23 protein-coding genes are annotated in these 25,096 nt (G+C 53.0%); 8 read left to right on the forward strand and 15 right to left on the reverse strand.

What is annotated here, in order from left to right; translation table 11 throughout:
* Positions 1 to 64 precede the first annotated feature (64 nt).
* From IG609_RS12500 to dinG, 11 genes are all read right to left on the reverse strand, one after another.
* Positions 65 to 376, reverse strand: coding sequence for a hypothetical protein (locus IG609_RS12500; protein WP_193399421.1), 312 nt, complete (start codon positions 374 to 376; stop codon positions 65 to 67).
* The gene (locus IG609_RS12505; protein ID WP_010281034.1) at positions 369 to 698 is read right to left on the reverse strand and encodes a hypothetical protein; all 330 of its coding nucleotides are present in this window, start codon (positions 696 to 698) and stop codon (positions 369 to 371) included. Before IG609_RS12505 ends, IG609_RS12500 begins: the two co-directional genes overlap by 8 nt.
* On the reverse strand, positions 688 to 1,362 hold the full coding sequence (locus tag IG609_RS12510; protein ID WP_193399422.1) for a hypothetical protein: 675 nt from the start codon (positions 1,360 to 1,362) through the stop codon (positions 688 to 690). The genes IG609_RS12505 and IG609_RS12510 overlap by 11 nt, the downstream gene beginning before the upstream one ends.
* On the reverse strand, positions 1,352 to 1,963 hold the full coding sequence (locus IG609_RS12515) for a transglycosylase SLT domain-containing protein (RefSeq protein ID WP_193399423.1): 612 nt from the start codon (positions 1,961 to 1,963) through the stop codon (positions 1,352 to 1,354). Before IG609_RS12515 ends, IG609_RS12510 begins: the two co-directional genes overlap by 11 nt.
* A 1-nt stretch (position 1,964) precedes the next feature.
* A complete protein-coding gene (locus tag IG609_RS12520) occupies positions 1,965 to 2,294 on the reverse strand; it encodes a putative holin (protein WP_010281025.1) in 330 nt (109 codons plus the stop codon).
* Positions 2,295 to 2,550: 256 nt separating this feature from the next.
* On the reverse strand, positions 2,551 to 3,918 hold the full coding sequence (locus IG609_RS12525) for a TolC family outer membrane protein (protein ID WP_193399424.1): 1,368 nt from the start codon (positions 3,916 to 3,918) through the stop codon (positions 2,551 to 2,553).
* A gap of 2 nt (positions 3,919 to 3,920) precedes the next feature.
* Positions 3,921 to 5,249: an HlyD family type I secretion periplasmic adaptor subunit gene (locus IG609_RS12530; protein ID WP_193399425.1), complete on the reverse strand. Its 1,329-nt coding sequence runs from the start codon at positions 5,247 to 5,249 to the stop codon at positions 3,921 to 3,923.
* A 27-nt stretch (positions 5,250 to 5,276) separates the two neighbouring features.
* The gene (locus IG609_RS12535; protein ID WP_193399426.1) at positions 5,277 to 7,004 is read right to left on the reverse strand and encodes a type I secretion system permease/ATPase; all 1,728 of its coding nucleotides are present in this window, start codon (positions 7,002 to 7,004) and stop codon (positions 5,277 to 5,279) included.
* Between the two features lie 17 nt (positions 7,005 to 7,021).
* On the reverse strand, positions 7,022 to 7,333 hold the full coding sequence (locus IG609_RS12540; RefSeq protein WP_193399462.1) for a protease inhibitor Inh/omp19 family protein: 312 nt from the start codon (positions 7,331 to 7,333) through the stop codon (positions 7,022 to 7,024).
* 106 nt (positions 7,334 to 7,439) lie between these two features.
* Positions 7,440 to 8,870, reverse strand: coding sequence for a serralysin family metalloprotease (locus tag IG609_RS12545; RefSeq protein WP_193399427.1), 1,431 nt, complete (start codon positions 8,868 to 8,870; stop codon positions 7,440 to 7,442).
* A gap of 521 nt (positions 8,871 to 9,391) precedes the next feature.
* A complete protein-coding gene (gene dinG / locus IG609_RS12550) occupies positions 9,392 to 11,491 on the reverse strand; it encodes an ATP-dependent DNA helicase DinG (protein WP_193399428.1) in 2,100 nt (699 codons plus the stop codon).
* A 199-nt stretch (positions 11,492 to 11,690) separates the two neighbouring features.
* Between dinG and IG609_RS12555 the strand changes: the two genes are divergently transcribed.
* From IG609_RS12555 to IG609_RS12565, 3 genes are all read left to right on the forward strand, one after another.
* Positions 11,691 to 12,536 (forward strand): helix-turn-helix domain-containing protein, encoded by an 846-nt coding sequence (locus IG609_RS12555; protein WP_193399429.1) that lies wholly within the window; start codon positions 11,691 to 11,693, stop codon positions 12,534 to 12,536.
* 52 nt (positions 12,537 to 12,588) lie between these two features.
* On the forward strand, positions 12,589 to 13,236 hold the full coding sequence (locus IG609_RS12560) for a LysE family translocator (RefSeq protein ID WP_193399430.1): 648 nt from the start codon (positions 12,589 to 12,591) through the stop codon (positions 13,234 to 13,236).
* A gap of 106 nt (positions 13,237 to 13,342) precedes the next feature.
* On the forward strand, positions 13,343 to 13,450 hold the full coding sequence (locus tag IG609_RS12565; protein WP_010297573.1) for a membrane protein: 108 nt from the start codon (positions 13,343 to 13,345) through the stop codon (positions 13,448 to 13,450).
* Positions 13,451 to 13,524: 74 nt separating this feature from the next.
* On the opposite strand, the gene idi is transcribed toward IG609_RS12565, so the two are convergent.
* The 3 genes from idi to IG609_RS12580 all read right to left on the reverse strand — a co-directional run bounded on the left by idi (position 13,525) and on the right by IG609_RS12580 (position 18,169).
* A complete protein-coding gene (gene idi / locus IG609_RS12570) occupies positions 13,525 to 14,064 on the reverse strand; it encodes an isopentenyl-diphosphate Delta-isomerase (RefSeq protein WP_193399463.1) in 540 nt (179 codons plus the stop codon).
* Positions 14,065 to 14,164: 100 nt separating this feature from the next.
* Entirely contained in the window at positions 14,165 to 16,471 is a 2,307-nt protein-coding gene (bglX, locus tag IG609_RS12575) for a beta-glucosidase BglX (RefSeq protein ID WP_193399431.1), read from the reverse strand.
* A gap of 351 nt (positions 16,472 to 16,822) precedes the next feature.
* Complete coding sequence (locus IG609_RS12580; protein ID WP_102118698.1) at positions 16,823 to 18,169, reverse strand: aspartate aminotransferase family protein; 1,347 nt, start codon at positions 18,167 to 18,169, stop codon at positions 16,823 to 16,825.
* Between the two features lie 416 nt (positions 18,170 to 18,585).
* On the opposite strand from IG609_RS12580, the gene IG609_RS12585 reads away from it, so the two are divergent.
* The 5 genes from IG609_RS12585 (at position 18,586) to IG609_RS12605 (ending at position 23,953) form a co-directional block, all read left to right on the forward strand.
* Positions 18,586 to 19,605 (forward strand): ABC transporter substrate-binding protein, encoded by a 1,020-nt coding sequence (locus tag IG609_RS12585; protein WP_102118699.1) that lies wholly within the window; start codon positions 18,586 to 18,588, stop codon positions 19,603 to 19,605.
* Positions 19,606 to 19,682: 77 nt separating this feature from the next.
* Positions 19,683 to 20,681: an ABC transporter ATP-binding protein gene (locus tag IG609_RS12590; RefSeq protein ID WP_193399432.1), complete on the forward strand. Its 999-nt coding sequence runs from the start codon at positions 19,683 to 19,685 to the stop codon at positions 20,679 to 20,681.
* Positions 20,678 to 22,330, forward strand: a complete 1,653-nt coding sequence (locus IG609_RS12595) for an ABC transporter permease subunit (RefSeq protein ID WP_193399433.1) — start codon at positions 20,678 to 20,680, stop codon at positions 22,328 to 22,330. The genes IG609_RS12590 and IG609_RS12595 overlap by 4 nt, the downstream gene beginning before the upstream one ends.
* Positions 22,331 to 22,361: 31 nt before the next feature.
* Entirely contained in the window at positions 22,362 to 23,132 is a 771-nt protein-coding gene (locus tag IG609_RS12600; protein ID WP_193401108.1) for a DeoR/GlpR family DNA-binding transcription regulator, read from the forward strand.
* Between the two features lie 134 nt (positions 23,133 to 23,266).
* Complete coding sequence (locus IG609_RS12605; protein ID WP_193401110.1) at positions 23,267 to 23,953, forward strand: glutathione S-transferase family protein; 687 nt, start codon at positions 23,267 to 23,269, stop codon at positions 23,951 to 23,953.
* A 77-nt stretch (positions 23,954 to 24,030) separates the two neighbouring features.
* Here IG609_RS12605 and pbpG read toward each other — a convergent pair whose 3' ends face one another.
* Complete coding sequence (gene pbpG / locus IG609_RS12610) at positions 24,031 to 24,978, reverse strand: D-alanyl-D-alanine endopeptidase (protein ID WP_014914943.1); 948 nt, start codon at positions 24,976 to 24,978, stop codon at positions 24,031 to 24,033.
* Positions 24,979 to 25,096: the final 118 nt, after the last annotated feature.

Here is a 25,096-nt window from a genome sequence, read left to right on the forward strand (position 1 = left end):
GGCGCAAATAAATATGACGATACTGATAACGCGCAAAGACAGAAGAGAAACCAATGCAATGGGATTACCGATCCCAATATTTTTCTGGCCGGGCGATGCCAACCATACCGTCAACCACATATTCCACGACATCCACACCAAGGCGGGTAAGATTCGCCAGCCAGACGCCGCCCACCGTCTTGGTCAATACCGCCATCTTGCGGTCGGCCAGGTAATCCAGTGCATGACGCAGCTCCGGCTCTGAGGCATCGGAATACAGCCGCTGCATCAGCGCTAGCAGGAACATTTCATTCGCGGTGTAAGGTCGCGTTTTGTTTAATGCGATAAGCAAGTGCCAACGCATCGATTCCTGTCGGATACGCTGCGTATCAGCCATGATTGCCTCCCGAATACCGCTGCTGCACCAATTCCAGCTTGTTATAAAGCGCATCCAGCTTGGCTTCGATGACCGTCTGACCACGGATGTAATCCTCACGTCGCACATAGATCAGCGGTAAGTCAGCACGAAATTCCAGAAACTCGCGCTCCAGCCGCGTCCAGCCTTGCTCGCTCTTCTGGCGTGCATTTTCCAGGGCGGCAAAACGCTCGTTCAGTCGCTTTTCAATCTGGGTGAGCAGAATCCGTCCGGCGGCAAACAGGAAACTCATAAACGACAACAACAGGCCGACCAGCGACCAGAATTCCACTTCAATCTTCACGTGTTACCTCCCCTGCCTGTTGTAGCGCGTCGATGTAATCCAGTAGCGCGTTAACCTGCGCACTTAGCGCTTGATAGCGCTCTCCGTTGTCGCTGATATTGGCGAGAATATCGCGTTGGGAGACGCCTGAAGGCTGTAATTCGGCGTCAGCGGTTGCGCTGGAACCGGACGCTGCGCCAGTGCGGCGGGCAGCGGTGGTAACGTCTGTGGCACCGTCGGCGGACAGACCGAAAGCGGCGTTGTAGTACTGCACGAAGCCACGAGTAAACACGCACTGCACAGGCTGAACTTTGCCTTTTTCGTCAATGTATTGCTGAGTAACATGATCGATCTTCCGTTGCAGAGCGGCGTTATCCGCCGCCAGTTTTTGACGCGCTGCCAGATAGCGCTGTTCGAGTTGATTCCCACGTTCTACCTGCTGCTGATATTGCTCCGCCGCCGCACGTAGTAGCTGGTTTTGGGTTTCGGCCTGCTGCTGCTGTAGCAAGTTGAACGCCGCCTGCTGTTTCGCCAGCTCGGCATCCCCCAGTGCCTGCGCCAGTTGATAACCCTGATGACGGCCAGTCAGATAGACCGCGAGTAGCAGCGCCACGACAAGCAGGACGGCGACCACGCGTGGTGAAAGAAAGGATTTCAGGCTATTGAGAAACAGACTATTCCACACAGCTCGCCCTCCCCCAGCTCAAATACCGTGGCGCCAACTGATGCAAAATGCGGTCGGGATAATGGCGATTTTCACGCCAGTTGGCGGCACTGCGTCCGGCATTGACGGTTTCCACATGATCGAACCAGCGAAGTATGTCCTTCTCGACGATCTTCGCGCGTTGCTTATCACGCTGTAACCAGCCAAGCCCGCCGTTGTAGGACGATAAGGTCATTGCCATATGTTCGCAGTCGTTGCTGGCACTGATTCGCATCCACAGCCAGCGATCGTAGCCCGTCAGAGCACGGATAGCCCAGGCGGGATTAAACGGTTGATTAGCGCGAAGTTCAGGGACGATACCGCTAAACCAGTCGGCGGTGGTCGGCATAAACTGCGCCAACCCCTGTGCACCGACGGGGGAAACGGCCCGAGGATTCCAGCCGCTTTCCTGATGCAACTGCGCCGCGAAGTCAGCAATCGGGGCATTCATGCCCCAATCCAGCCGTGCGCTGCGGATCACATCACTGCGGTATGCCTGCGCGGCCCGAGGGATCGTGTCGGCGCAGACCGTCGCGCTAAAAAGCATCGGGCTAACAAGCAGCGTGATGAGAAGGTGTCGCATATCACAACCCCATCGCTACGCCGATGCAAACGGCTGACACAATCAGCGCTCGTCGTAACATCGCGGCGGCAAATACGGTGTGGTGGCCGTCCCGAACCGGGAAACGTCCACGCGGTACAGGCTCATCACCTTGTTCGAGGAACAGACCGGGGCGCGCTTTAGGAAACAGCGAGCGATCCAGCCAATAGCCTAGTACTGCAGCGAGTGAGATAAGCGAGAGCTTATAGACGGTGACGGGAAGCTGCTGTGGTGAAATCAGCCCGATAACAGCAAAGAGAAAAGCGGATGTCACAATCCAGCCGGTAAGACGCGGTTTTTTGATTTTTTTCACGATAAAGCCTCCTGATAAGAATGGAGGCCATTATGCAAAATGAGGGGGTTTTATGATTTTAAAGGAGTTTAAGTATTACTGAGGCGCGATATCACACAAAATCGAACCCTTTCTATTCGTCATGCACTTCTATTCATCACCCATTTCTACTTTTCAGACTTCACGTTATACCTGCGTAGACTTCTCTGCTGATAAAAATCATAGCCGATTATCCGTATATGATTTTTATCATCTGTTTTAGTGTCTGATGGTTTTGTTATTGGCTAATGGCTCTGTTGTTGGCAAATGACACTGTTGCAGGCTGAAACCAGGCTGCCAGTTCCAGAATATCTTTCTCGTTCAGCGTACCTGCGGTATAGCGCAGTAATAGCCATGCCTGAAGCCAGCTGTATTTCGCTTCCGCCAACTCTCGTCGGGCGTTATACCAATCCTGTTCGGCCAGCAAAATATCCAGATTGATACGTTCTCCACCTGCAACACTCAACCGCGTGGCATTAACTGCTTCTTGCGCCGACGAGGCCGTCATTTGCCAGGCCTTAATTTTCGCCGACCCGTTATTGTACAGATTGTAGTACTTTTTCAATTCAGCCAGCGTTTTCTTGGTTTGATCGTCCAGCTCCGCCTGACTTTGCTGATATTCCGCCGCCGCCTGTCGCATAGATGCGGAGACAGAGCCGCCAGCGTAAAGCGGGACATTCAGTTGCAAACCGACACTCTGCGTGTCGTATTTCTGGTTGTAGTTGTATTCACTTTCCGAACGACTATTGCGTGACGATGCCACCAGCGACAGCGTAGGTAAATGCCCAGCACGGCTGCGTTCGATTTCATAGCGGCTGACCGCCAGCCCTTCGCGCTGCGTCGCCAGTTTGGCATTGTGCTGCACGGCAAGATCGCGCCACTGTGCCAGTGTCTGCTTGCCTGATTCCGCAGGCGGCAGTTGAGTAAGCGCCAGAGGATACAACGTCGCGATATCCAGCGACGTCCCCGTCATATTTTCCAGATCGGTGATCGCGGCATCCAGATTATCCTGCTGTTCAATGCGCTGCGCTTCGATCAGCGTAAAACGCGCCTCCGTTTCCCGCACATCCGTTAGCGTACCTTCACCCGCCAGCAGCAGGCGTTTATTCAGCGCCAGTTGTTCCTGATACGCCCGCTGCTGCGCATCCAGCAATTGCAGCTTTTCCTGCGCCAGCAGCGCACTGCTCCAAGCTTGATATAGCCGCACCATCAAATCCTGACTGCGATCGCGAAAACGCTGATCGGCCATCAGTGTGCGGGCAACACCCTGCTGATAACGCGCCCAAGCCGCATAGTCCAGCAGCGGCTGGCGCAGCGACAGCGTTGACGTGTAGCTGTCATAATCGCGTTTTAGCGTGTTACCCGTGAAGCTATCTGTTTGGGTGACTTTGGAATGGCTGCGGTTAGCGTTATAGCCATACTGGAGATTGGGAAGCAGATTGGCACGCCCGATCGTTTCTTCTTCCTGACCCGCGGCATGCTCAAACCCCGCCGCACGAAACTGCGCGTCGTTGCGCAGCGCTAACTCCCACGCATCAAGCAACCCTAATGCGTTGGTACCCGAAGAAAGCAGCCCAAACAGCACGATTATCGCGATCCTTTGCATGATTATTCTTCCGTTAATGCCAGATGCAGGCGATCCATTAAAGGCTTAAAGAGATAATTGACGAACGACCGCTCTCCGGTACGAACAAACCCTTGAACCGGCATACCGGGCTTGACTTCCAGCCCTTCCAGCGCACGTTTCCCGGCCTCATCCACCTGAACGCGCAGGCTGTAATAAGGGGAACCGTCTCGCTCATCCAGCAGGCGGTCGGCGGACAGCAACTCGACGGTACCCGCCACGCGCGGCGTCGTACTCTGGTTAAACGCGACGAACTGAAGCTCGACGGGTAACCCCGGCCAGATCTTATCCACCAGCTCAACAGGCAGACGCGCATCCACTAAGAGAGGCTGATCGTCCGGCACAATCTCCAGAAGTGTCTGCCCCGGCGCAATCACACCGCCTTCCGTAAACACTTTCAGCCCAACTACCGTGCCGGAAACGGGTGCGCGCATCTGAATATTCGCCAGATTGAAATCGGCTTTTTCCTTCTTACTGCCTACATCGCTCAGCAGCGCCCGCACGTCCGCCAGCTCGCTGTTCACTTCTTTGTCGTATTCCTGCTGGCGCTGGGCGATCAGCAGCGTTTGTTGTTCAATATCACGACGGGTACGGTTGATATCCCCCGCCAGTTGGGCGATATCGCCGTTAAGCTGCGCCAGCAGACGTTCGTTATCCAGCATTTTGTTGCGTGGGACATAGTTTTCCGCCGCTAGTGAGCGCAGCCCTTGCAGCTGTTGTTCCAACGTCTCCCGCTGTTTCTGCTTGCTGGACATCACCTGACGCTGGGCGCTGAGCGACGCCTCCATCCCCGCGATACTTGAGCGCATTCCTTCGGCTTCAAGCTTGAGCGACTGCTGACGGCTGTGCAGTAAATCACGCTGTAATGCCGTAATCACGCGCATCTCCGGCTTTTCCGCTAGCGGTTGCAGGCGAGGCGTCATCACCATGTCGCTCAGGCGCTGCTGCTCGGCAAGCAGCCGACCTTCACGCGCCACCAGTTGTAAGTATTGACCATCCAGCCCTTCACTCGCCGAACGCGCATCGACCTCATTCAGCGTGAGCAGAATCTGACCAACCTCAACCCTGTCGCCGTCTTTCACCTGGATTTTATCGACGATGCCGCCCTGATTGTGCTGCACAACTTTGCGGTTGCCAGAAATCACAACGCTGCCATTCACCATGACGCCCTTGTCCAGCGGTGCAAACAGTGCCCACAGGAGAAAACCGCCGAACCCGACGAGCACCAGCAACCACCCCAAACGCACGGCACGTTTTTCATCGCGCCGTGCCGTCTGGTTCATACTTTCTTCGCTTATTTCTGATGCGGACATGTCTTTCCCTGTATTCATCATTCCCTGTTACGGCTGGACAGCGGCGGCAGGTGTCATTTGAGCTTGATTGGCGGCACGCCGCGGCTGCAACTCGTTCAGAATGTCGCGCGCTGGCCCAAAGCGCTGTTGCTTACCCTGATTGAGTACCAGAATTTTATGCGCCAACGTGGTTAATGCGGGACGATGGGTAATCAGTATCACCGTCGCTCCCCGCTTCTGAAGATGCGAGATCGCCTGCGCCAGCGCCATTTCACCTTCGTTATCGAGGCTGGAGTTTGGCTCATCGAGTACCAGCAGACAGGGATCGCCATACACTGCACGCGCCAGAGCGATACGTTGCCGTTGCCCACCCGACAGCCCGTTGCCGTCAGCGCCAAGGGGCGTGTCATATCCCTGCGGTTGGCTAAGAATCATTTCATGGACGCCAGCCAACTTCGCCGCCGCAACAATTTTTTCCGCATCATGCTCGCCAAAGCGGGAAATATTCTCCGCCAGCGTGCCTTTAAACAGCTGTACGTCCTGTGGCAGGTAACCCATTGCCGGACCAAACGCTGTTTTATCCACCTGACTTAGATCGGCCCCATCCAACCGCACCTTGCCACGCGTCGGTGTTTGCGTCGCAACCAGTAGACGTGCCAGCGTCGACTTACCTGAACCCGATGCGCCCAGAATCACCAACGTTTCTCCCGCCTGAAGCGAGAAATGGATATCCTGTAATCTTGATGCCCCTTGCGGCGTCTGCAATAACACATTCTCGACGCTGAGCTGGCCAACCGGCGCAGGCAGCGCCATCGCCTCCGCTTTAGGCGGATAAGCTGTCATGATACGGCTGAGTCGATACCAGGCTTGCCGCGCACTGCTCAGCGGTTTCCAAATCCCGATAAACTGATCGATAGGGCTCAACACGCGCCCAACAAGAATTGACCCCGCAATCATCATCCCCGGGGTAATTTCGCCCTTAATCGCTAACATGGCCCCCACACCGAGCATCAGCGATTGCAGAAAAATACGCGCATGTTTTGATGCAGCCCCGACAACCGCGGCCCGTTCGCTCGCTAGATTTTGCAGCGTAATAAAACGGTAGTGTTGCCCCAGCCAACGGCGGCGCAAATTAGGTAGCATCCCCATCGATTCAATGACTTCAGCATTACGCAGTTGCGTATCCGCAAGATGGGTCGCCTGTAGTGCTTCGTGATTTGCCTCTTCCAGAGGCGACGTGGTGAGATACTGATTCAGCCATGCCAGCAGCACCAGTACCCCCGTTCCTCCCAGCGCCAGCAGGCCGAGAACCGGATGGATCAGGAACAGCACGAATAAAAAGAAGGGAAACCAGGGAATATCGAAGAAGGCAAACAGTGAGTTGCCCGTAATAAACTGCCGCAATAGCGTGAGATCGTTCAGCGCCTGACCGGCTTTGGCCTCACCAGCCTCCAGATTGCGCTCAAATGCGGCGTTGAAGACTTGTTGATTCAGCTGTAAATCGATACGGGTACCGAGCCTTACGACCACCAGGCTTCGCACCCATTCGAGTGCCGCCATGAATATCCCCAGACCGGCAATCAGCAGGGTGAGCATCAGCAACGTGGTGCCATTCCCCGAAGCCAGTACGCGATCGTAAACCTGCAGCATATAAATCGAAGGCGACAGCATCAGTAGATTCACGATGGCGCTGAAAATCCCAATGCTCCAAAAGCTGCGCCGGAAAGGACGCAGTATACTCAACAACGAACGTTCCTTATTTGCTAGTTGACTCACTGCGTTTGCCTCTCATGTCAGGGCTGTTTATGCAACGTACGTGCACTGCCATCAGGCAATATCAGCGTATAGCCCTCTTTTTCCTTACTAAAGAACGCCACGGACTGGCCCTGTTCTTTCGTCAGCGTGATACCGTCCGGCGTCGGCCGCCATCCAGCAGGCACATCCGGCAGCAGCGCTTTTAAACATGGCGCATCACCCTCAAAACGCCAGGTGTTATCCGCTAACGGCGTATTGTGCAGTACAACCTCGCACTGTTGTTCCCCACCACGCAATTGCCATATGCCGCTTAGTTCACTTGCTGAAGGCAACTTCAAACTACTCGCCATACATCCCCCGCTGATTGCACTTAACAACGCCGCGATGATTAACTTTTTCATAGTGGCCCCAAGTCGATAACAGAAAAGGACGGGGGGTTACCCCGTCCTTGCTACATCACACGATAAAATCGGTTGCCGCAGAAGGCTGACCAACAATATGCACAACAAAGTCTGGCGTGGTCTGATCCGCAAAATTCAGCCACAAATCGGTGGTATTGCTACCTGCATCCCAGTTAAGCAGAGCTTCATTGCCACGTCCGGTGAAGGACTCGACAAACTGCAAATCACCTTTTTGATTCAATGCTGACAGATCGATTTTATCGATGCCGCGTTGGAAATCAGTGATGGTGTCATAACCTGTCTTATAGGAAGAATCGCTCGCGCTGGCATAGACAAAAATATCTTTGCCCGCACCGCCCGTCAGCGTATCTGCACCGCCGCTACCATAGATAACATCATTACCCGCGCCACCCTGCAAAATATTATTCGCATTGTTACCGAGAATAATATCATTGCCAGTGCCGCCGATTGCGTTTTCGATCGTGACGCCGTGAGCGATAGACACGTTACCTTTCAGGCCGCCAACATCAGAGAATCCGCCTTCATTAAGGTTGATGCGCTGATCGTTTCGGTAACCAGAGAAATCAAACGTATCCGTGCCGCCCGCATCCCAAACGGAGAAGATCAGTTTGTCACTGTTGCTATTCGCTGAATAGAAATCACGACCCGCGTTGGAGTTGAAGCCGTATACCGAATCACCCGTGCGCGTGTTCATGTTTGCGCCGTAAAGATATTGGATCGCCGTGATGTCATCGATCAGCGGACCTGCAGCATAGTGCCCTTGGAAATCACCTCCGGTGTTTTGCTCACTCCAGTAGCTCATCAGGCTGAATTGGCGGGTATCTTCCGCGTAGGTCACATCGCGGTAGGTCGGGTTACCTTCACCTGCATTGTAATCACCAGGGTGATTCAGACCCAGCGCATGGCCGATTTCATGCGTCAGCGTCTGCTTGCCGTATTCCGTTGCCGGATTACGTACTGTTTCTGCGTTGTAGTTAAACCAGGCGCTGCCGGCCGCTGAGTAGTTACCCGGCATATAAGCGTAAGCCTGAGTATCGTAGTCCATCTGACCGCTTGAATCACGGGTGTAGTTACCAAACGTGATGGTAGCTTTTTGGGTAGGGCTAACCTGAGTAAACGTGAGATTGGCCACATCTGACCACGATTGCAGAGACAGTTTGGCTTGTTGTTCTTGGGCTGCACTGAATTTCACAAAACCCTGATCGCCAGAAGGGATAGACTTCACGCTCTGTAAGAACGAATAGGTCAAACTAGCGGATTTGCCGAATACGTTCGTGCCATTCCAGGTCAGACCGTCACGGACAATTTCCTTCGCTGCCAGATCGCTTGTGAACGAGGGTTTGCCATTAAGCTGTCCATCACCACGGGAGTGGTAATTATACAGATCGTACACATCACTATATCCCGTACCCGCTGCGTGCAATGCCGATTCAGCGGTATCCTTATCTTCATCTCGTAAAGCCATCTTTTCTTCTCCATAAGTCTGATCGGGATGATCAGAATCCTAAATCCCTTCATGCAATCGAGGTATTGCATGTCCCGCACATAGCCGCGGTCTAATCGTCTCCTGGGTAGAAGAAACTCACTAAACATATTTATATCCAAAAAATGCATATAAATAAAAATTATCACTATAAAGAAATAATTAAGAAAGAACGCTAATTACTTTCGTTATTATAAAATAATAAATAATAAGGTCACGGCGACTAATTTTTATTATTGTCATTGGTATGGACAGCAAGAGAAACGGATGCAACACGGCATTCATTTTTGAAAAGGAAGGAATTTTTATTCACTGTGTCAATTTTCATTATGGTATCCGTCCTCGGTTGATAAAAACCGCACGACGTAATGACATATTTTGTCACACGTATTAACGGCATCCTTGCTGTTCCGAGACAAATCTAACAAATAAGAATAAAAAAATATAGCGCTAAATAGGGGATAATTACCCCCTTATTCGACGAACGGATAAAGAGGAATTGGTTATGGCATGTCCCGTTGTTCAATCGGGAAGACGGGCAGCGCGGCCAGCAGCTGGGCGCCATAGCCTTTGGTCAACAGGCGCCGATCGTAAATGACGATTTCACCAAAGCAGTCATGGCTACGAATAAGGCGTCCAACCTGCTGGATGAGGTTAAACGAGGCACTGGGCAAGCTTTGTACGATAAACGGGTGCCGTTTGAGGCTTTTTAGCCATTCGCCTTCCGTCAGAATGACCGGACTGTCGATAGGCGGAAACGCAATTTTATGGATATGCACCTGAGAAAGGAGCTCCCCTTTCAGGTCCAATCCTTCCGCAAAGGACTGCAAGCCAATCAGCACACTGGTCTGGCCTTCCTGTACCCGCTGACGGTGTAGCTCTACCAGCCTGTAACGCGGCTTATCTCCCTGAACCAGCAGCATCAGGCGTAAATCGGTCACCTGCGTCAGAAAGAGCTGCATCGCACGCTGGCTGGCAAACAGCATCAGTATCCCTTTATGCTTATCCTGTTTTAGCTCTGCTCGGAAAAATTGTGCCATTTCAGCAATATGCTGCGCTTCAGATTCCATCAACGGTTCATAACGCATCTTAGGTATTACCAGACGCCCCTGCTCACGGTGGTTGAACGGCGAATCCAGCGCGATGAAGGTGTCCCCTTCTTGCTCGCTCAGGCCAGAAAGCTCTTGTATACGCGCAAAACTGTTCAGCGAACGCAGCGTTGCCGAGGTCATCACAACGTGCGAGACCTTCCCCCACAACAGCCTTTCAAGCTGATCGCAGACGCGAATGCCCGCACAGTGCAGGTGAAGATGCGGCTGGTTATCGCGCATTTCCCGTGTGATCCATTTGGAGACCGGCGCGTTCGACGATTTCTCCATCGCCGCCAGCCGCCACAGCTTGCTCATGGACTCAAGATAACCCTGTTGGCGACTCATTTTCAGTAATGCCTGATAGACCCGCACCACGTCATGCTTGCCGGTTTTCTCGCTGAGATCGTTAAGCATATACTCTGCCAGCGCACGCAACGTGTCCGTCAGTTTGGACAACCGCACGCAGAGTTCACGCATTTCATCCGGCATTTTGCCCATCGCAAAACGGTACTCGGTTTCCTGCCCGTCCTGCGGAAGAAATAACCCGCACATTTGCGAGAAAGACAGCACGCACTCGCGGATCTCCTCACAGTGGCTGGTTAACCGCTCGCTGTTAGCGAGTCGCGGCGGTGACTTAGGGGCAAATTGCGCCATGCACTGGCCGACAAGCTGCACCAGTTGTTCCAGTTGAGCCATCATATAAGCCGGATGAATGTCGCCAGACATCTCCAGCGTATCGCGGGCAACGTCGGGAATGTGGTGCCCTTCGTCGAGCACCAACAGGAGATTTTTAGGGGGAGGAAGTACCGATTCGCTTTCCATCGCCGCCATCACCAGCGCATGGTTGGTGACGACAACATCGGCCTGTTCGATCTCACGCCGTGCGATAAAGAACGGGCACTCGCGGTAATAATGGCAGTTGTGCGCGAGACAGTTCGCTTTGTCCGTACACAATTTCTGCCACAGGCTATCGTCAATTGAATCCTGATAATGATCGCGTAGTCCGTCCCAGACGTGACCTTGCAGCGCTTTTTCAAGCCGCACGCAGGTACGTTTTTCCTCCTTGCTGGCAGACATTACTTCATCATCCAGAAAGAGTGGTAAATCCCCCTGCGCATCGGGATCGGTGGCCAGCATCGCCAGATTACGTGGGCAAATATAACGACGACGGCCAAATGCAGCGGTAAATGTCAGTTCGGGAATAAACTTCTGCAACAGTGGTAAATCTTTGCTGTAAATCTGATCCTGCAACGCCACATTCGCGGTGCTGACCACCAGCGTTTTGTCCTCCGCACGCCCTACCGCAATACCCGGGATCAGGTAAGAAAGCGTTTTCCCGACGCCGGTTGGCGCTTCAATAGCCAAATGGCGCGGGTAATCGCCCGCCAGCGTTTTCGCCACTTCGGCAATCATCTGTCGCTGGGGAACGCGGGAAATAAAATCTGGGATTTGCTCTTGCAGGGCTTTATACCATTGGCCAATCTGCAATTTTATTGCGGGGGACAGCGTCATGCATACTCTGTATCTGGGTAATCTAGCCGCCATTGTCCCACAGACGCTCGGCGACGTCAGCCGATATCACGTTCGCGCCAATTCCGACCTCGACAATCGTCTGCCCAGCGATTAGGGTAAACTATTATTTTTATCAAACATGTATTTTTATCAAACATGTATTTTTATCAAACACGGTCTTTATCGCGAGCAGTCAATTATGTCTTCAGTCCACGCCATTAACCAATCGTACTGGTTTTCGCCACGACTACCGCATGTTGAAAGCCGCAGCACGCGCAACAGCAGCCACGCCTATAAAACACACAGCCATGCACAGTTCTCGATTGGCGCGATAGAACACGGCGAAACGCTTTGCCATTACCGCAACGACGTGCATCACTTGCAGGTTGGCGATCTGATCTTCATCGATCCTCAACAGCCACACAGCTGTAACCCGCTGCCCGGAAAAACACGCAGTTATCACATGCTTTATCTGGATACCGAATGGTGTCTCGAGCAGATCGCGGCTCACTGTGGCTATCAGGCGGAGACCTTGCATTGCAACCGCGTTGTTCTGCGCGATCCCGCACTGTTTATACGCTATCAGCACGTGGTTGCCCTGCTGTATCGGGGGGAGATTATATCGGCAGATAACCAGCTCAAAGCAATGCTGGAGCCCATTTGGCGACAATATTGCCAGTCTGCGCCGTCCTGTTTGACCGCCTTACCCCATCACGCTTCGCAAACTACGACGCGACACGTACGCGAGCGTCTGCTGAATAATTTGCAAGAATCGCCCTCGCTGGAAACGTTGGCGGAGGAGCTGAATCTGCGACGTGAAACCATCGTGCGACAGTTTCGTCACGATACCGGTATTACACCGATGGCCTTCCTGAATAATGCCCGCATTGAATATGCCAAATCTCTACTGAAACAGGGCACGCCGCTGGTGGATGCCAGCTATCAAAGCGGCTTCTGCGATCAGAGCCACTTCCACAAAACGTTTGTGCAATACACCGCCGCGACACCGGGTCAGTACGCACGATCAATATTTGACAATAAATAGCCGAACACCTTGTCTAGACTGGCCTCGATTATCTATCGAGGTCAGGAATATCATGTTTATCAATCCCCTTTTTTCCGCCGATTCGCTCTTCCCCACCCACTTTCCTGCTCTGGCGCTGGCGCATTTTGTGGCGCTACTGAGCCCTGGCCCAGACTTCTTTCTGCTGACGGCCTACGCCATTCGCTACCGACTGCGCGGCAGCGCGGGAATTTGTCTGGGCATCGCGCTGGGTAACGGTATTTATATTCTGCTGGCGGCGATCGGCTGGGCGGGCATTCAACATTCGCCCATGCTGTTTAGCCTCATCGAATTAGCCGGGGCGGCTTATCTGCTCTGGATTGGTTACCAGTTAGTGAAAAGTCGCTCTATGCTATCGCTACAGGCGGAACAACAGTCCGACCGCTGCCCGACGCTGCGTAAACAAATCCTACTAGGGCTCGGCTCGGCGCTACTGAATCCCAAAAACATGCTGTTCTACATCAGCCTGATGACCAGCATTCTTGGGCAACATGTGACACCTACGCAGCAAGTCGTCAGCGGTAGCTGGATGTTTTCTGTCGTGCTGGTGTGGGATTTATTGATCGCCGCGCTGATCGCTCGCCCGCTGATTCAGCAGCATTTAACCCGCTGGCTGAACCCGATCGAGCGCGGAGCTGGTGTCATTCTGATGTTTTTCGGTCTACTGCTGTTATTTCGGTAATTGTTATTTCAGTAATGAAAGGCATTTAAAAAGCAAGGCGCGTTTCGGCCTTGTTTCATGGGCAGAAGGCTTTATAATTCGGGGCAATTAACAAAAGGATAACCTGATGACTCTTCAAAAAATCGGTATTATCGGTCTCTTTGCCCTGCTTGCCTTAGGTGGCATGTCCGGCATGATGCTCGTGGGCTACATTATTATCGAGCACGCGGGCTGAGGCTTTCGGCCCATAGCGCCCGCCGACGGCACGAACGGTGCAGCACGGAAACGCCGCAATCAGCATCGCTTTACTTAATTTGGTTGTTCAGACTGAAACGTCTGCCAGTACTCAGGAATACGTGCGAAGGTCAGTTGGAACCAGGCCGTAAACTGTTCGGGCGTCGTCGCCATCTGCTGGGCAATCTCGTCTATTGACTGGTAAGCGTAGCTCGACACTTCATTAGGATTCATCTGCGGAACGTCGTCCGTCACGCCAAAATACACATGCCCCAGCTCATGCTCAATCAGCCCGTTATCCAGCGGCAAACGATAGGTCAGCGTGAACATTGGCGTCAGCGCACAACGTAACCCCATTTCTTCATACAAACGGCGATGTGCTGCCTGCAACGTCTCTTCACCGGGCGCAGGATGGCTACAGCAAGTATTACTCCATAAACCGCCGCTGTGGTATTTCTCCTCTGCGCGCCGCTGCAATAACAATTGCTGGCGAGAGTTGAAAACATAGACGGTAATCGCACGATGCAATGCTCCTTTTACATGCGCTTCCTGCTTTTCCATTACGCCCGTTGGCCTGTCATTTTCATCAACCAGCACCACTTCAGTCAACGGCATACCTTTCTCCTGCAAGACCTGATTCTCCGACAATGATTCTGTATTACGGTCATCACAATTCATCTCGCCGCCGGTATTCTCGGCGGCGAGATGAGCTGCATTATAGCAGGGTGAAACTGTCGCGCTTCACACGCTGTGAATCCAGACCAATCATCACGTCGAACTTACCGGGTTCCACCACCTGCTGCATGCGGGCATTGTAGAACTTCAGCGCGTCCTGATCGAGCGTGAAGGTGACCGTGCGGGATTCTCCCGGCTGTAGCATTACTTTCTCAAAGCCACGCAGTTCCTTCAGCGGACGGCTGATGGAAGCCACTACATCATGGAGATACAGCTGCACTACCGTTTCCCCTGCGCGGCTGCCGGTGTTTTTCACCGTTACGCTGGCGTTGATCGTCCCGTTACGCTTCATGGTCTGGCTGGACAAACGCACATCTGACACGCTGAAGGTGGTGTAGCTCAGACCGTAACCGAACGGATAGAGCGGCCCGTTGGCCTCATCGTAGTAGTGAGAGGTATATTTGCCTGGGTTTTCCGGCGTGTAAGGACGGCCTGATGGCAGGTGATTGTAATAAATTGGGATCTGGCCGACGGAACGTGGGAAGGACATCGGCAGCTTGCCGGATGGGTTATAGTCACCAAACAGCACATCGGCGATCGCATTGCCCCCTTCCGTACCGCTGAACCAGGTTTCCAGTAACGCATCGGCCTGCTGATCTTCACGCACCAGCGCCAGAGGGCGTCCATTCATCAGCACCAGAACCAGCGGTTTACCCGTGGCTTTCAGCGCGGCAATCAGGTCACGCTGACCTTGCGGCAGGTCGATGTTCGAACGGCTGGACGCTTCATGCGCCATCCCGGCGGCTTCGCCGACCACTGCGACGACGACATCTGCCTTATTCGCTGCTGCCACGGCTTCATCGATCATCACCTGCGGCGGACGTTTATCCACCTGAACGGCATCTTCATACTGATTCAGGAAATCGATAATGCCTTTGTGATTACTGACGTTGGCACCTTTGGCATAGAGAATGGTGGCTTTATCGCCGACGGCATTCTTCAGACCCTGATAAACGGTAATCGTCTGTTTCGCTACGCCCGCGGCAGACCAGCTTCCCATCGTATCGCGCTGGCTGTCAGCCAATGGCCCTACAACAGCAATCGTGCCTTCTTTCTTCAATGGCAGCGTTTGCAGGCGGTTTTTCAACAGCACCAGACTTTTACGCGCCACGTCACGCGCATCCAGACGGTGTAAGCGGCTTTCCGCATTCGTATCTACCGGATCGGAACCGACTGGCCCCAAGTGACGATACGGATCTTCAAACAGCCCCATATCATATTTCACGTTCAGCACCTGACGGCAGGCATCGTCGATCTCCTGCACGCTCACCGCGCCGCTTTTCACCAGCTCGGGCAGATAGCGCACGAAATACTCGTCGCTCATGCTCATACCGATACCGGATTTAACTGCCAGACGCGATGCATCACGCGGATCGCTGGCTACGCCATGCTTAATCAGCTCTTTAATCGCGCCGTGATCGGTAATGGTGATGCCTTTGAAATTCCACTGATCGCGCAGAACGTCTTTCAGCAACCAGCTGTTGGAGGTCGCTGGTGTACCGTTGATTGAGTTCAGCGCGACCATCACGCCGCTGCTGCCCGCGTCAATCGCTGCTTTGTAAGGCGGCATATAATCCTGGAACATGCGCTGAGGGCTCATGTCCACGGTGTTATAGTCACGTCCGCCTTCAACCGCACCGTAGAGTGCGTAGTGTTTTACGCTGGTCATCAACGAGTGGCGTCCGGTTACGTCATCACCCTGAAAGGATTTGACCACCACACCAGCAATTTTGCTGGTCAACCAAGTATCTTCACCGAAGCCTTCTGACACACGACCCCAGCGCGGATCGCGGGTGATATCCACCATCGGCGCCCAAGTCATGTTCAGCCCGTCTTCCGTCGCTTCATACGCCGCTACGCGCGCACTTTTCGCAATCGCGTCCATATCCCAACTGGAGGCCAATCCCAGTGCGATAGGGAAAATGGTGCGCTGACCGTGTACCACGTCGTAGGCAAAAAACAGGGGAATCTTCAGGCGGCTGAGTTGCATCACCTGATCTTGCATCGCACGGATGTCCGGGCGGGTCACCGTATTAAAAATCGCACCAACCTGGCCGTTTCGGATCATTTCCCGAATGGCTTCTTTCGGGTTATCTGTCCCAACGCTGATTAATCGGAGCTGGCCGATCTTCTCTTCCAGCGTCATTTTCTTCAGCAGGTCCGTGACAAACGCATCACGTTGCTGATGTGAAGCCGATAGTGAGGCCGGCGCAGACGTCAACTCCTGCGCAAACGCCGGATTACAAGCAAGTCCAATTGCTATAGTCAGTGAAGTAAGCCATTTCATTCGTTATAAAGACCCAGTCAATCCAGGCGTCAGAGCAGAACAGAATAATGCGCTGAAGCACAAGACAGGTTGAAGATTCCGACGGTCACATCCCTTCTCTGACAAGGTGAAAAACACCTTCTCCTGCCTTAAGCAAATAAGGCTTCCCGATAGTGGTTGCCGCACCGACGCACTCAAATGCACAGCGCGTAATATAGTGCATTTATTGAGGTTTCATTTAATAAAAACTGCAAGAATAATGCTAAACGGTACGCAAAACTTACATTCAACGTGGGCAGTTACAGAAAAAAATAACCAGCATAGCGCCACATGCGGCGGACAACTGCCGACGCATGTGTATCTGAGGGGGAATTAACGCCGATGTGACTGCAAGCTTAGCGCGCGATCGAGCGCCCCGACCAGCCAGTCAATGTCATGTTCCTGAAATGCCAACGGCGGACGCAGCTTCAACACGTTACCATGCGGGCCAGCAACCGATGTCAGGACGCGTTCAGCTCGAAGTTGTTCAACCACGTCCAGCGCCAGCGCTTTATCCGGTGTTTTTGTTTCCCGATCGCTGACCAACTCAAAACCGATAAAAAGCCCTGCACCGCGCACATCGCCGAGACACGCATGGCGATCGGCAAGCAGAGTTAACTCACGCTTCAATTTTTCCCCAACAACACGGCTGTGTTCCTGTAGCCCTTCCTCACGAATCACGTTTAATACCGCCTGCGCCGCCGCTATCGACACGGGATTGCCACCAAAAGTATTAAAATAAGGAATTTCATCACTGAATGCTGCCAGCACATCGGCTTTTGCCAATAGCGCGGATACGGGGATACCGTTGCCCATTGGTTTACCCAACGTCACGACATCAGGCACAATATCGTGCCGACCAAATCCCCAGAAATGCTCGCCCGTCCGTGCAAAACCTGGTTGGACCTCATCTGCGATGAAAATCCCACCATTGGCATGAACCACATCTATCGCTGGTTTCAGGTAACCTGCAGGTCCCGGCAATACGCCATCCGAAGAAAAAATGGAATCCGCAAGAAAACCAGCAAATTTGATGCCGTTCGCGGCCATATCATCAATTTGCCGTTGAATTTGTTGCGCGAACCAGACACCCAGATCGGGGGCATTCACGCGATAACGATCGGGAGCAGGCACAAGACGGGTTGTCGCCGCCAAAGGCTGCCCGCTTCCAAGCGCAGGTGACGCACCGGACGTCAACTCGCTGGTCCCGTGATAGGCTTCTCGACTCACAATAATGCCCGTCCCGCCGCTATAGGCTCGCGCTACACGGATCGCCAGATCGTTAGCCTCCGACCCAGTACACATATACATCGCCTTATTGATGGCAGCAGGTACGGTACTGAGAATATCCGCGGAGTAATCCAGAATACGTTCGTGCAAATAGCGGGTATGGGTATTAAGCAGACACATTTGCTTGTGAACGGCGTCGATGACCGCAGGGTGGCAGTGTCCGATACTGGCAACATTGTTGTAGACATCCAGATATTTATGTCCAGCGGCATCCCACAAATATTGTCCCTCACCGCGAACCAGATGTACCGGATTACGGTAGAACAAACGATAAGAGTCCCCTAACACCTGAGAACGCCTATCCGTCAGTCTCCGCGTATCTTCATCCAACGCATCCGCATGCTCAGTACGAAAGCTATTGGTATCCATGATGGTTGATCGTGTCGCCATAATGACTCCTGTAGGAAAGGTAGTGGCCCGACTGCGTATTACATGAGGAAACGCATCGTGCATGTTCAGATAACACTCACCCTACACCAAAAGCAATAAAATACACAAATACAAAAAAATGCACTTTTTTGATGCACAAAAATGCCAAAAAAGTGCAATAAAAACATCACAAAAAAGATGCACGGTTCCGTCCATCTGTTAATCGAATGACTCTGCTTGCAAAGAAACATAAGTAACCACTTGTTTTATATAATTATATCAACATTACTTTTCGTAAAATCAGAAAATGGCACGATTAGTGCTAAAACCTCATAACCACTCGCAATAAACACAAAAATGCACAGAATGGATGATTTACCGTTCGAGGCGACGGTGACACCGATGCCAACATTTTCCACAACCGTAGGGGAACATTTATGAACCGATCTTTATTTCGCCGCGTCAGTCTGCTCACTGCGTTCACCTGTGCCACGCTGGTTAACGCTGCCGCACACGCGGGTACCATCACGGTCTATACCTCGCTGGAAGAAGATGAGATCAAAGATTACGTCGCACAGGCCAAAAAAGATTTGCCCGACCTGACCATTAACGTACTGCGCTTGTCTACTGGCGACCTTGGACCACGGATTCTGGCCGAATCCAAAAATCCGCAGCATGACGTCATTTGGGGCTGGGCCGTAACCAGCGTGATGGACCCACGGTTATCTGCATTATTGGAGCCTTACGATGCCAAAGGCAGTGATAGCCTTGCCGCCACCTATCGCGCACCGGATCACAAGTGGTTTGCGGCAACCGGCTATATGGCGGCCTTTTGCGTCAACACCGAAGCGCTAAAAGCCAAAAATCTTCCCGTGCCCGCCTCTTGGCAGGATCTGACTAATCCGATCTACAAGGGAGAGGTTGTGATGCCGAATCCCGTCTCGTCCGGCACAGGTTACCTACAAATCGCCGCATTGCTACAAGCCAAAGGGGAACAAAACGGTTGGGCCTTTCTGAAGTCGTTGGATGGCAATATCGCCCAATACACCAAGTCCGGCTCTCGCCCCTGCAAAGCAGCACGCACGGGAGAATATGCCATTGGCGTATCGCTGGCTTTTGCCGCTATGCAGTCAATTGAAGAAGGCTACCCCATCAAAATGGTGATCCCAAATGATGGCGCAGGCTATGAGCTGGAGGCCTCCGCTCTGATGAGCGCAGCCAAGAACAAACCGGATGCCAAGCGTTTCCTCGACTGGACACTTTCGAGCCATGCCGCCACGCTCTACACCAAATATAAAGAGATCGTGACAATCCCTGGCGTTGAACAGTCCAAAGCCGCGCAAATGGCGGGTCTGCCAGCCGATCTCACACACGTACTCTACCCTGTGGACTTCACCAAAAGCGCCAACGAACGCGACGCCACACTGGCAACCTGGCAAAAATCCATCGGTCGATAATGGCCTGTATTCGCAGTAAAGACTGCCGCGCAGCGTGTTCGTACCTTCGCGGCAGCCGTAATTAAGAGGTCCGCATCATGGCACTGGTTATTAAAAATCTCTATAAAAGCTTTGAGGGTTATGTCGCACTCGATCGCATCAATTTGTCGATCGAAAATGCCGAATTTGTCTGTCTTCTTGGGCCCAGCGGCTGTGGCAAAACGACATTGCTGCGCATCATTGCCGGATTACTAAGCTGTGATGGAGGAAAAATCACGCTGGACGATCGCGATCTGGTTAACGTACCTGCCAGGGAAAGAGGTTTTGGCATTGTCTTTCAGTCTTACTCGCTTTTTCCCCACATGACGATTGCGCAAAATATTGGCTATGGGCTCAAAATTCGCCAGACGCCTGCAGAGGAAGTTGCCGCACGCGTCAGCGATCTGCTGGACACCGTACGCCTTAGTGGCTTCGGCGATCGTTATCCTGCCCAGCTTTCAGGCGGGCAGCAACAGCGTGTCGCTATCGCACGTGCGCTGGCGGTCAACCCGTCTCTACTGTTACTGGATGAACCCCTTTCGGCACTAGATGCTCGCGTGCGCGCCGGATTGCGTCAGGAATTACGCGACGTGCAACAGCGGCTCGGCATTCCCACCTTGATGGTCACTCACGATCAGGAAGAAGCGATGAGCATGGCGGATAAAATCATTTGCATGCACGGTGGACGCATTGTGCAAGAAGGGACGCCGCACGAACTTTACACCAGCCCACGCACACGCTTCGTTGCCGAATTCATGGGGCACAGCAATCTGCTGTCACGCGATGTCGTCAACACGTGGATGCCGGAACTGCTCCCCTCTGCACTACCAGAAGGCGCTGAATTATTTATCCGACCGGAAAGGATTGCATTACATAAAGCGGAAGGTGCAGAAGGACGGGTCATCAACACCAGTTTTCTCGGGAGCATCCAACGCATACAGGTGGTCTGGAAATCGCAGCCGCTATTAGTCGAGACCAGCAGCGCCGTGAACTGGAATCCTGGCGACCCCATTCATCTCTCGATTCGCGCAGAAGACTGCGCCTGGGTGCAATCATGAATCAGACACGTCTTCCCCCGCAAACGGCCAGTGACCGCTGGCTTTCTCGTCTGTGTCTGTGGATCCCGCTGCTGGCGCTGCTCATGTTCTTCGGCATACCGATGCTGAGTATCGTCTGGCACAGTCTGTTGAACGATCAAAACGGTACCGTTGGGCTATCAAATTATTTGGCGCTAATGGATTCGCCCGGCATCTGGCGCGCGACGATCAACAGTCTGTTACTTGGCATCGTCACCACACTGGTAACGCTCTTGCTCGGGTTTATTGTCGCCTATGGGCTGGAATGTACGGCGATGCCAGCAAAGCGTTTTATCGCATTTGCGACCTCGCTGCCGATACTTGCTCCCTCGCTGGTGTTGGGATTGGGATTAATTTTTCTGTTGGGAAGAAATGGCATTATCGGTAATCTTCTTGGCGTGCGATTGGATATTTATGGTTTCTGGGGATTATTGATCGCCAACGTCCTGTACGCACTACCGCAAGCGATTCTCATCATTCGTACCACACTGCGTCATAGCGATACTCGCCAGTATGAAGCCGCTAACGTTCTGGGTGCCTCGGACTGGCGACAGTTTTTGGATATCACCCTCCCAAGCCTACGATACGGCCTGCTGAGTGCAGCTTTCGTCATCTTCACCATCACGATCACAGATTTCGGCAACGCCATTGTCATCGGCGGCAACTTCTCGGTACTGGCGACCGAGATCTACAGCCAGGTGAGTGGCCAAATGAAATTCGGCATGGGAGCCGTCGTCGGGATCCTGCTCCTGTTACCTGCCGCTGCATCGATCTGGATAGAGCGCGCAACGGCCAGACGGCAAAAAGCGATCGGCTCACATGCAGCGATCCCACACATTCCACAACCGCTGCGCGCGCGCGATATGTCGTTCTATCTGGCAACGATGACTATCGCCTTCACAATTGTCGCCGTTATTGGCACCGTCATTATTGCCAGTATGATACGTCTATGGCCGTACCGGCTGGATCTGACACTTAAACATTACGATATCGATCTCGCTGGGGGCTATACACCACTGTGGACGTCAGTCTGGATCTCCGCACTGGCGGCGGTGGTTGGCACCGTGCTGTTATTCCTGCTGACCTTCGGCGTTCATCGGCAACCCGGCAAAGTTGCCAATGCCGCGGTACTGCTGAGCGCATTGCCTGTAGCTGTTCCCGGGCTGGTGTTGGGGCTCTCTTACGTGTTCACGTTCAATACGGCCGATCTCCCTTGGGGAATGCTGTATGGATCGGCACTGCTGGTGGCATTATGTAATTATTACCACTATCACACGCAAGGCTACACCACGATGATGATGGGAATACGCAATGTGCCGCATGCGATGGAAGACGCCACGACTGTTTTAGGCGGCGGCGTGGTACGTATTTTGCGTGATGTGTATCTGCCTGCCATGCGCGTAACGTTGATTTCAGTCGCCATGTTTTTATTCATGCGCTCAATGGTTACACTATCCGCCGTGATTTTTTTGGTCACGCCGTCGCTGCCTTTAGGTGCCGTCACCGTTATGCGATTGGATGAAGCAGGCTTTACGTCACAGGCTGCCGCTTTTTCGACCTGTATTATGGGCATCGTAGCGATGACCGCACTCCTTCTGCATCTTGTGACAGAAAAGCGACAATCATGGTAACCGATGTCAAAACATCAACGAATGGACAGCTATGTTAGAAGAAACGCGGTTACATCGCATACAGGCTCTGCTCTCAACATTAAACCGGGTGAGCACCGAGAAAATTATTCAACATCTCGGTGTTTCACGCGAAACAGTACGACGCGATATTGTAAAACTGGAAGCGGCAGGGGTATTACGTCGCGTCCATGGTGGGATAGTCGCAACCACGCAGGAACCGGAGCCGCCGTTATCCATTCGCAATACCGTACGTGAAAAAGAAAAGCAGGCTATTGCCCGTGCGGCAGTACAACAGCTAAAGGCTGGGCAGACGCTGTTTATCGACTCGGGCAGTACAACTTCTCTGTTAGCCGACGAACTGCTTTCCATGCCGGGGATGACGGTCATTACCAATAGCCTAACCGTCGCACAGAAACTCACTTCAGCAGAATCGGTCGCACAGCATAGCGTGATACTACTCGGTGGATACATGGGCGCCTCAGCACAGGCAACCAGTGGTGATATCACCATCAATGAACTGGAACGCTACCGTGCCGACGTGGCGCTGCTTTCTCCGGTCGGTGTCGATGCGGTCTCTGGCGCCACCAGTTTTGCTCACCACGAGGCGGCAATTGCTCGATCCATGGTGCAACATGCCAGAACGCGCATTATCCTCGCGGATCACAGCAAGATCGGCGTCACCAGTCGGGTTGTCTATGCCACCCTGCAGGAAATCGATATGGTGGTGACTGATGCCTCTAGTGCGGATAAACCCGAGTTGTCTTTACTCCAGATGAATTGCCAGCAGGTTATCGTCGCCTGATATCCCTCTTTCCCGTGGTTTATTGCGGACTTTATTGCCGATCCTCACACAGCATACAGGCGGATAGATGCAAGATGATTTCTACCGCCTTTCGTGCTAATCCTAAGGCTTCGTTAACACAAGGAGCCTCAGACATGTATCAGTTGTATATCGCCAATAAAAACTATTCGTCCTGGTCACTGCGTCCGTGGGTGCTGTTGAAAGCACTATCGATTCCTTTCGAAGAGAAACTAGTTGCCTTTGCGCCGGGCATGGCACAGCCGGCATTTAAGGTCTTTTCGCCGACGGCAAAAGTTCCCTGCCTGATCGATAGCGAGACCACCGTCTGGGATTCATTGGCGATTACCGAATATTTGGCTGAACAACATCCCGGCGTCTGGCCTGCTGATGCTAAAACCCGCGCCTGGGCACGCTGTGCCGCTGCCGAAATGCATTCCGGCTTTACCGCACTGCGTAACACCTGCTCCATGAGCTGCGGCGTGCGCGTTAAAATGAACGACATATCGCCTGACCTCAGCAATGACATTACTCGCATCTGCGAACTGTGGCAGGAAGGACTGACGCGCTTTGGCGGACCGTTTCTGGCAGGAAAACAATTTTCGGCCGTGGACGCCTTCTTTGCACCGGTTGTCTTCCGTATCAAAACTTACCAACTTCCCGTTTCGCCGGAAGCCACTGCCTATTGCGACCATCTGCTAGCGCAGCCGGCTATGCAGCGTTGGCTACAGGACGCATTAGCGGAAACCTGGCGTGAAGTTGCGCATGATGAAGAAGTGAAAAAAGCGGGTGAAGTGATAGAAGATTTTCGCGCTCAAGCGTGACAGCCCGTCGCATTCGGTGGCTCGCTCGGCCACCGTCAAGACATCCCCTTCCCAACCATCAGGAAGGGGAGTACTGATTATTCGGTTTCGATACTCGCCATGCTCTGCGGTTGGCGGGAAGCCAGTGATTTTTGTTTCTTATAGCTCAACGCGGCAGCAGGCACCTCGCTGACCTTACCGGTTTCCATCCACTTACGCAGGCGGTTAGCATCCGCAAAGTGCGTGTATTTACCGAAAGCATCCAACACCACCAGCGCAACAGGCCGCTGATTAATGACCGTACGCATCACCAGACAGTGTCCCGCCTGATTCGTGAAGCCGGTTTTGGTGAGCTGAATGCTCCAGTCCGCTTTATAGACCAGATGGTTGGTGTTTCTGAACGGCTGGCTGTACGCCGGGTGGGAGAACGTCGCGGTTTTCTCCTGTGTAGTACTAAGCTGGCCCAACAGCGGATATTGCTTGCTGGCAATCAAAAGCTTGGTGAGATCGCGGGCAGTCGAGACATTATTGATGGACAACCCGGTTGGTTCTACATAGCGCGTGTGGGCCATACCCAACGCACGGGCTTTGGCATTCATCGCGCGGATAAACGCCTGATAGCCGCCCGGATAGTGGTGCGCCAGACTAGCCGCCGCGCGGTTTTCGGATGACATCAGCGCCAGTAACAGCATGTCGCGGCGGCTGATCTCACTGTTCAGACGAACACGCGAGTAGACCCCTTTCATTTCTTTCGTCTGGCTGATATCGACAGAGATAATTTCATCCAGCGGTTGATTGGCATCCAGCACCACCAGCGCCGTCATCAGTTTCGTCACCGAAGCAATCGGCACCACCACATCAGGATTACTGGAATACAGGATGTGGTTATCACGCAGATCCACCACCATGGCGCTACCGGAAGCAATTTCCTGATGCGCAGTGCCAGCGGAGTACGTCGGCGCTTTCGCCACAGCCTGAGGCAACATCACAGCATGGGTTGATAGCACCAATAGGCCAAAAAGAGAAAGCTTAAAATTTTTAGTCATTCTTCAATAACTTAAACAGTATTCTGTTAAATGAAAGGGATGGGCAGCGGCATTATAATTTACCGCCCTTCCCTGCGCACTCATGCAGCAGAAAAGCTTTGTGACAAATTTTGACAAA

It is taken from the genome of Pectobacterium quasiaquaticum (assembly GCF_014946775.2).
GTDB classification, from domain to species: domain Bacteria; phylum Pseudomonadota; class Gammaproteobacteria; order Enterobacterales; family Enterobacteriaceae; genus Pectobacterium; species Pectobacterium aquaticum.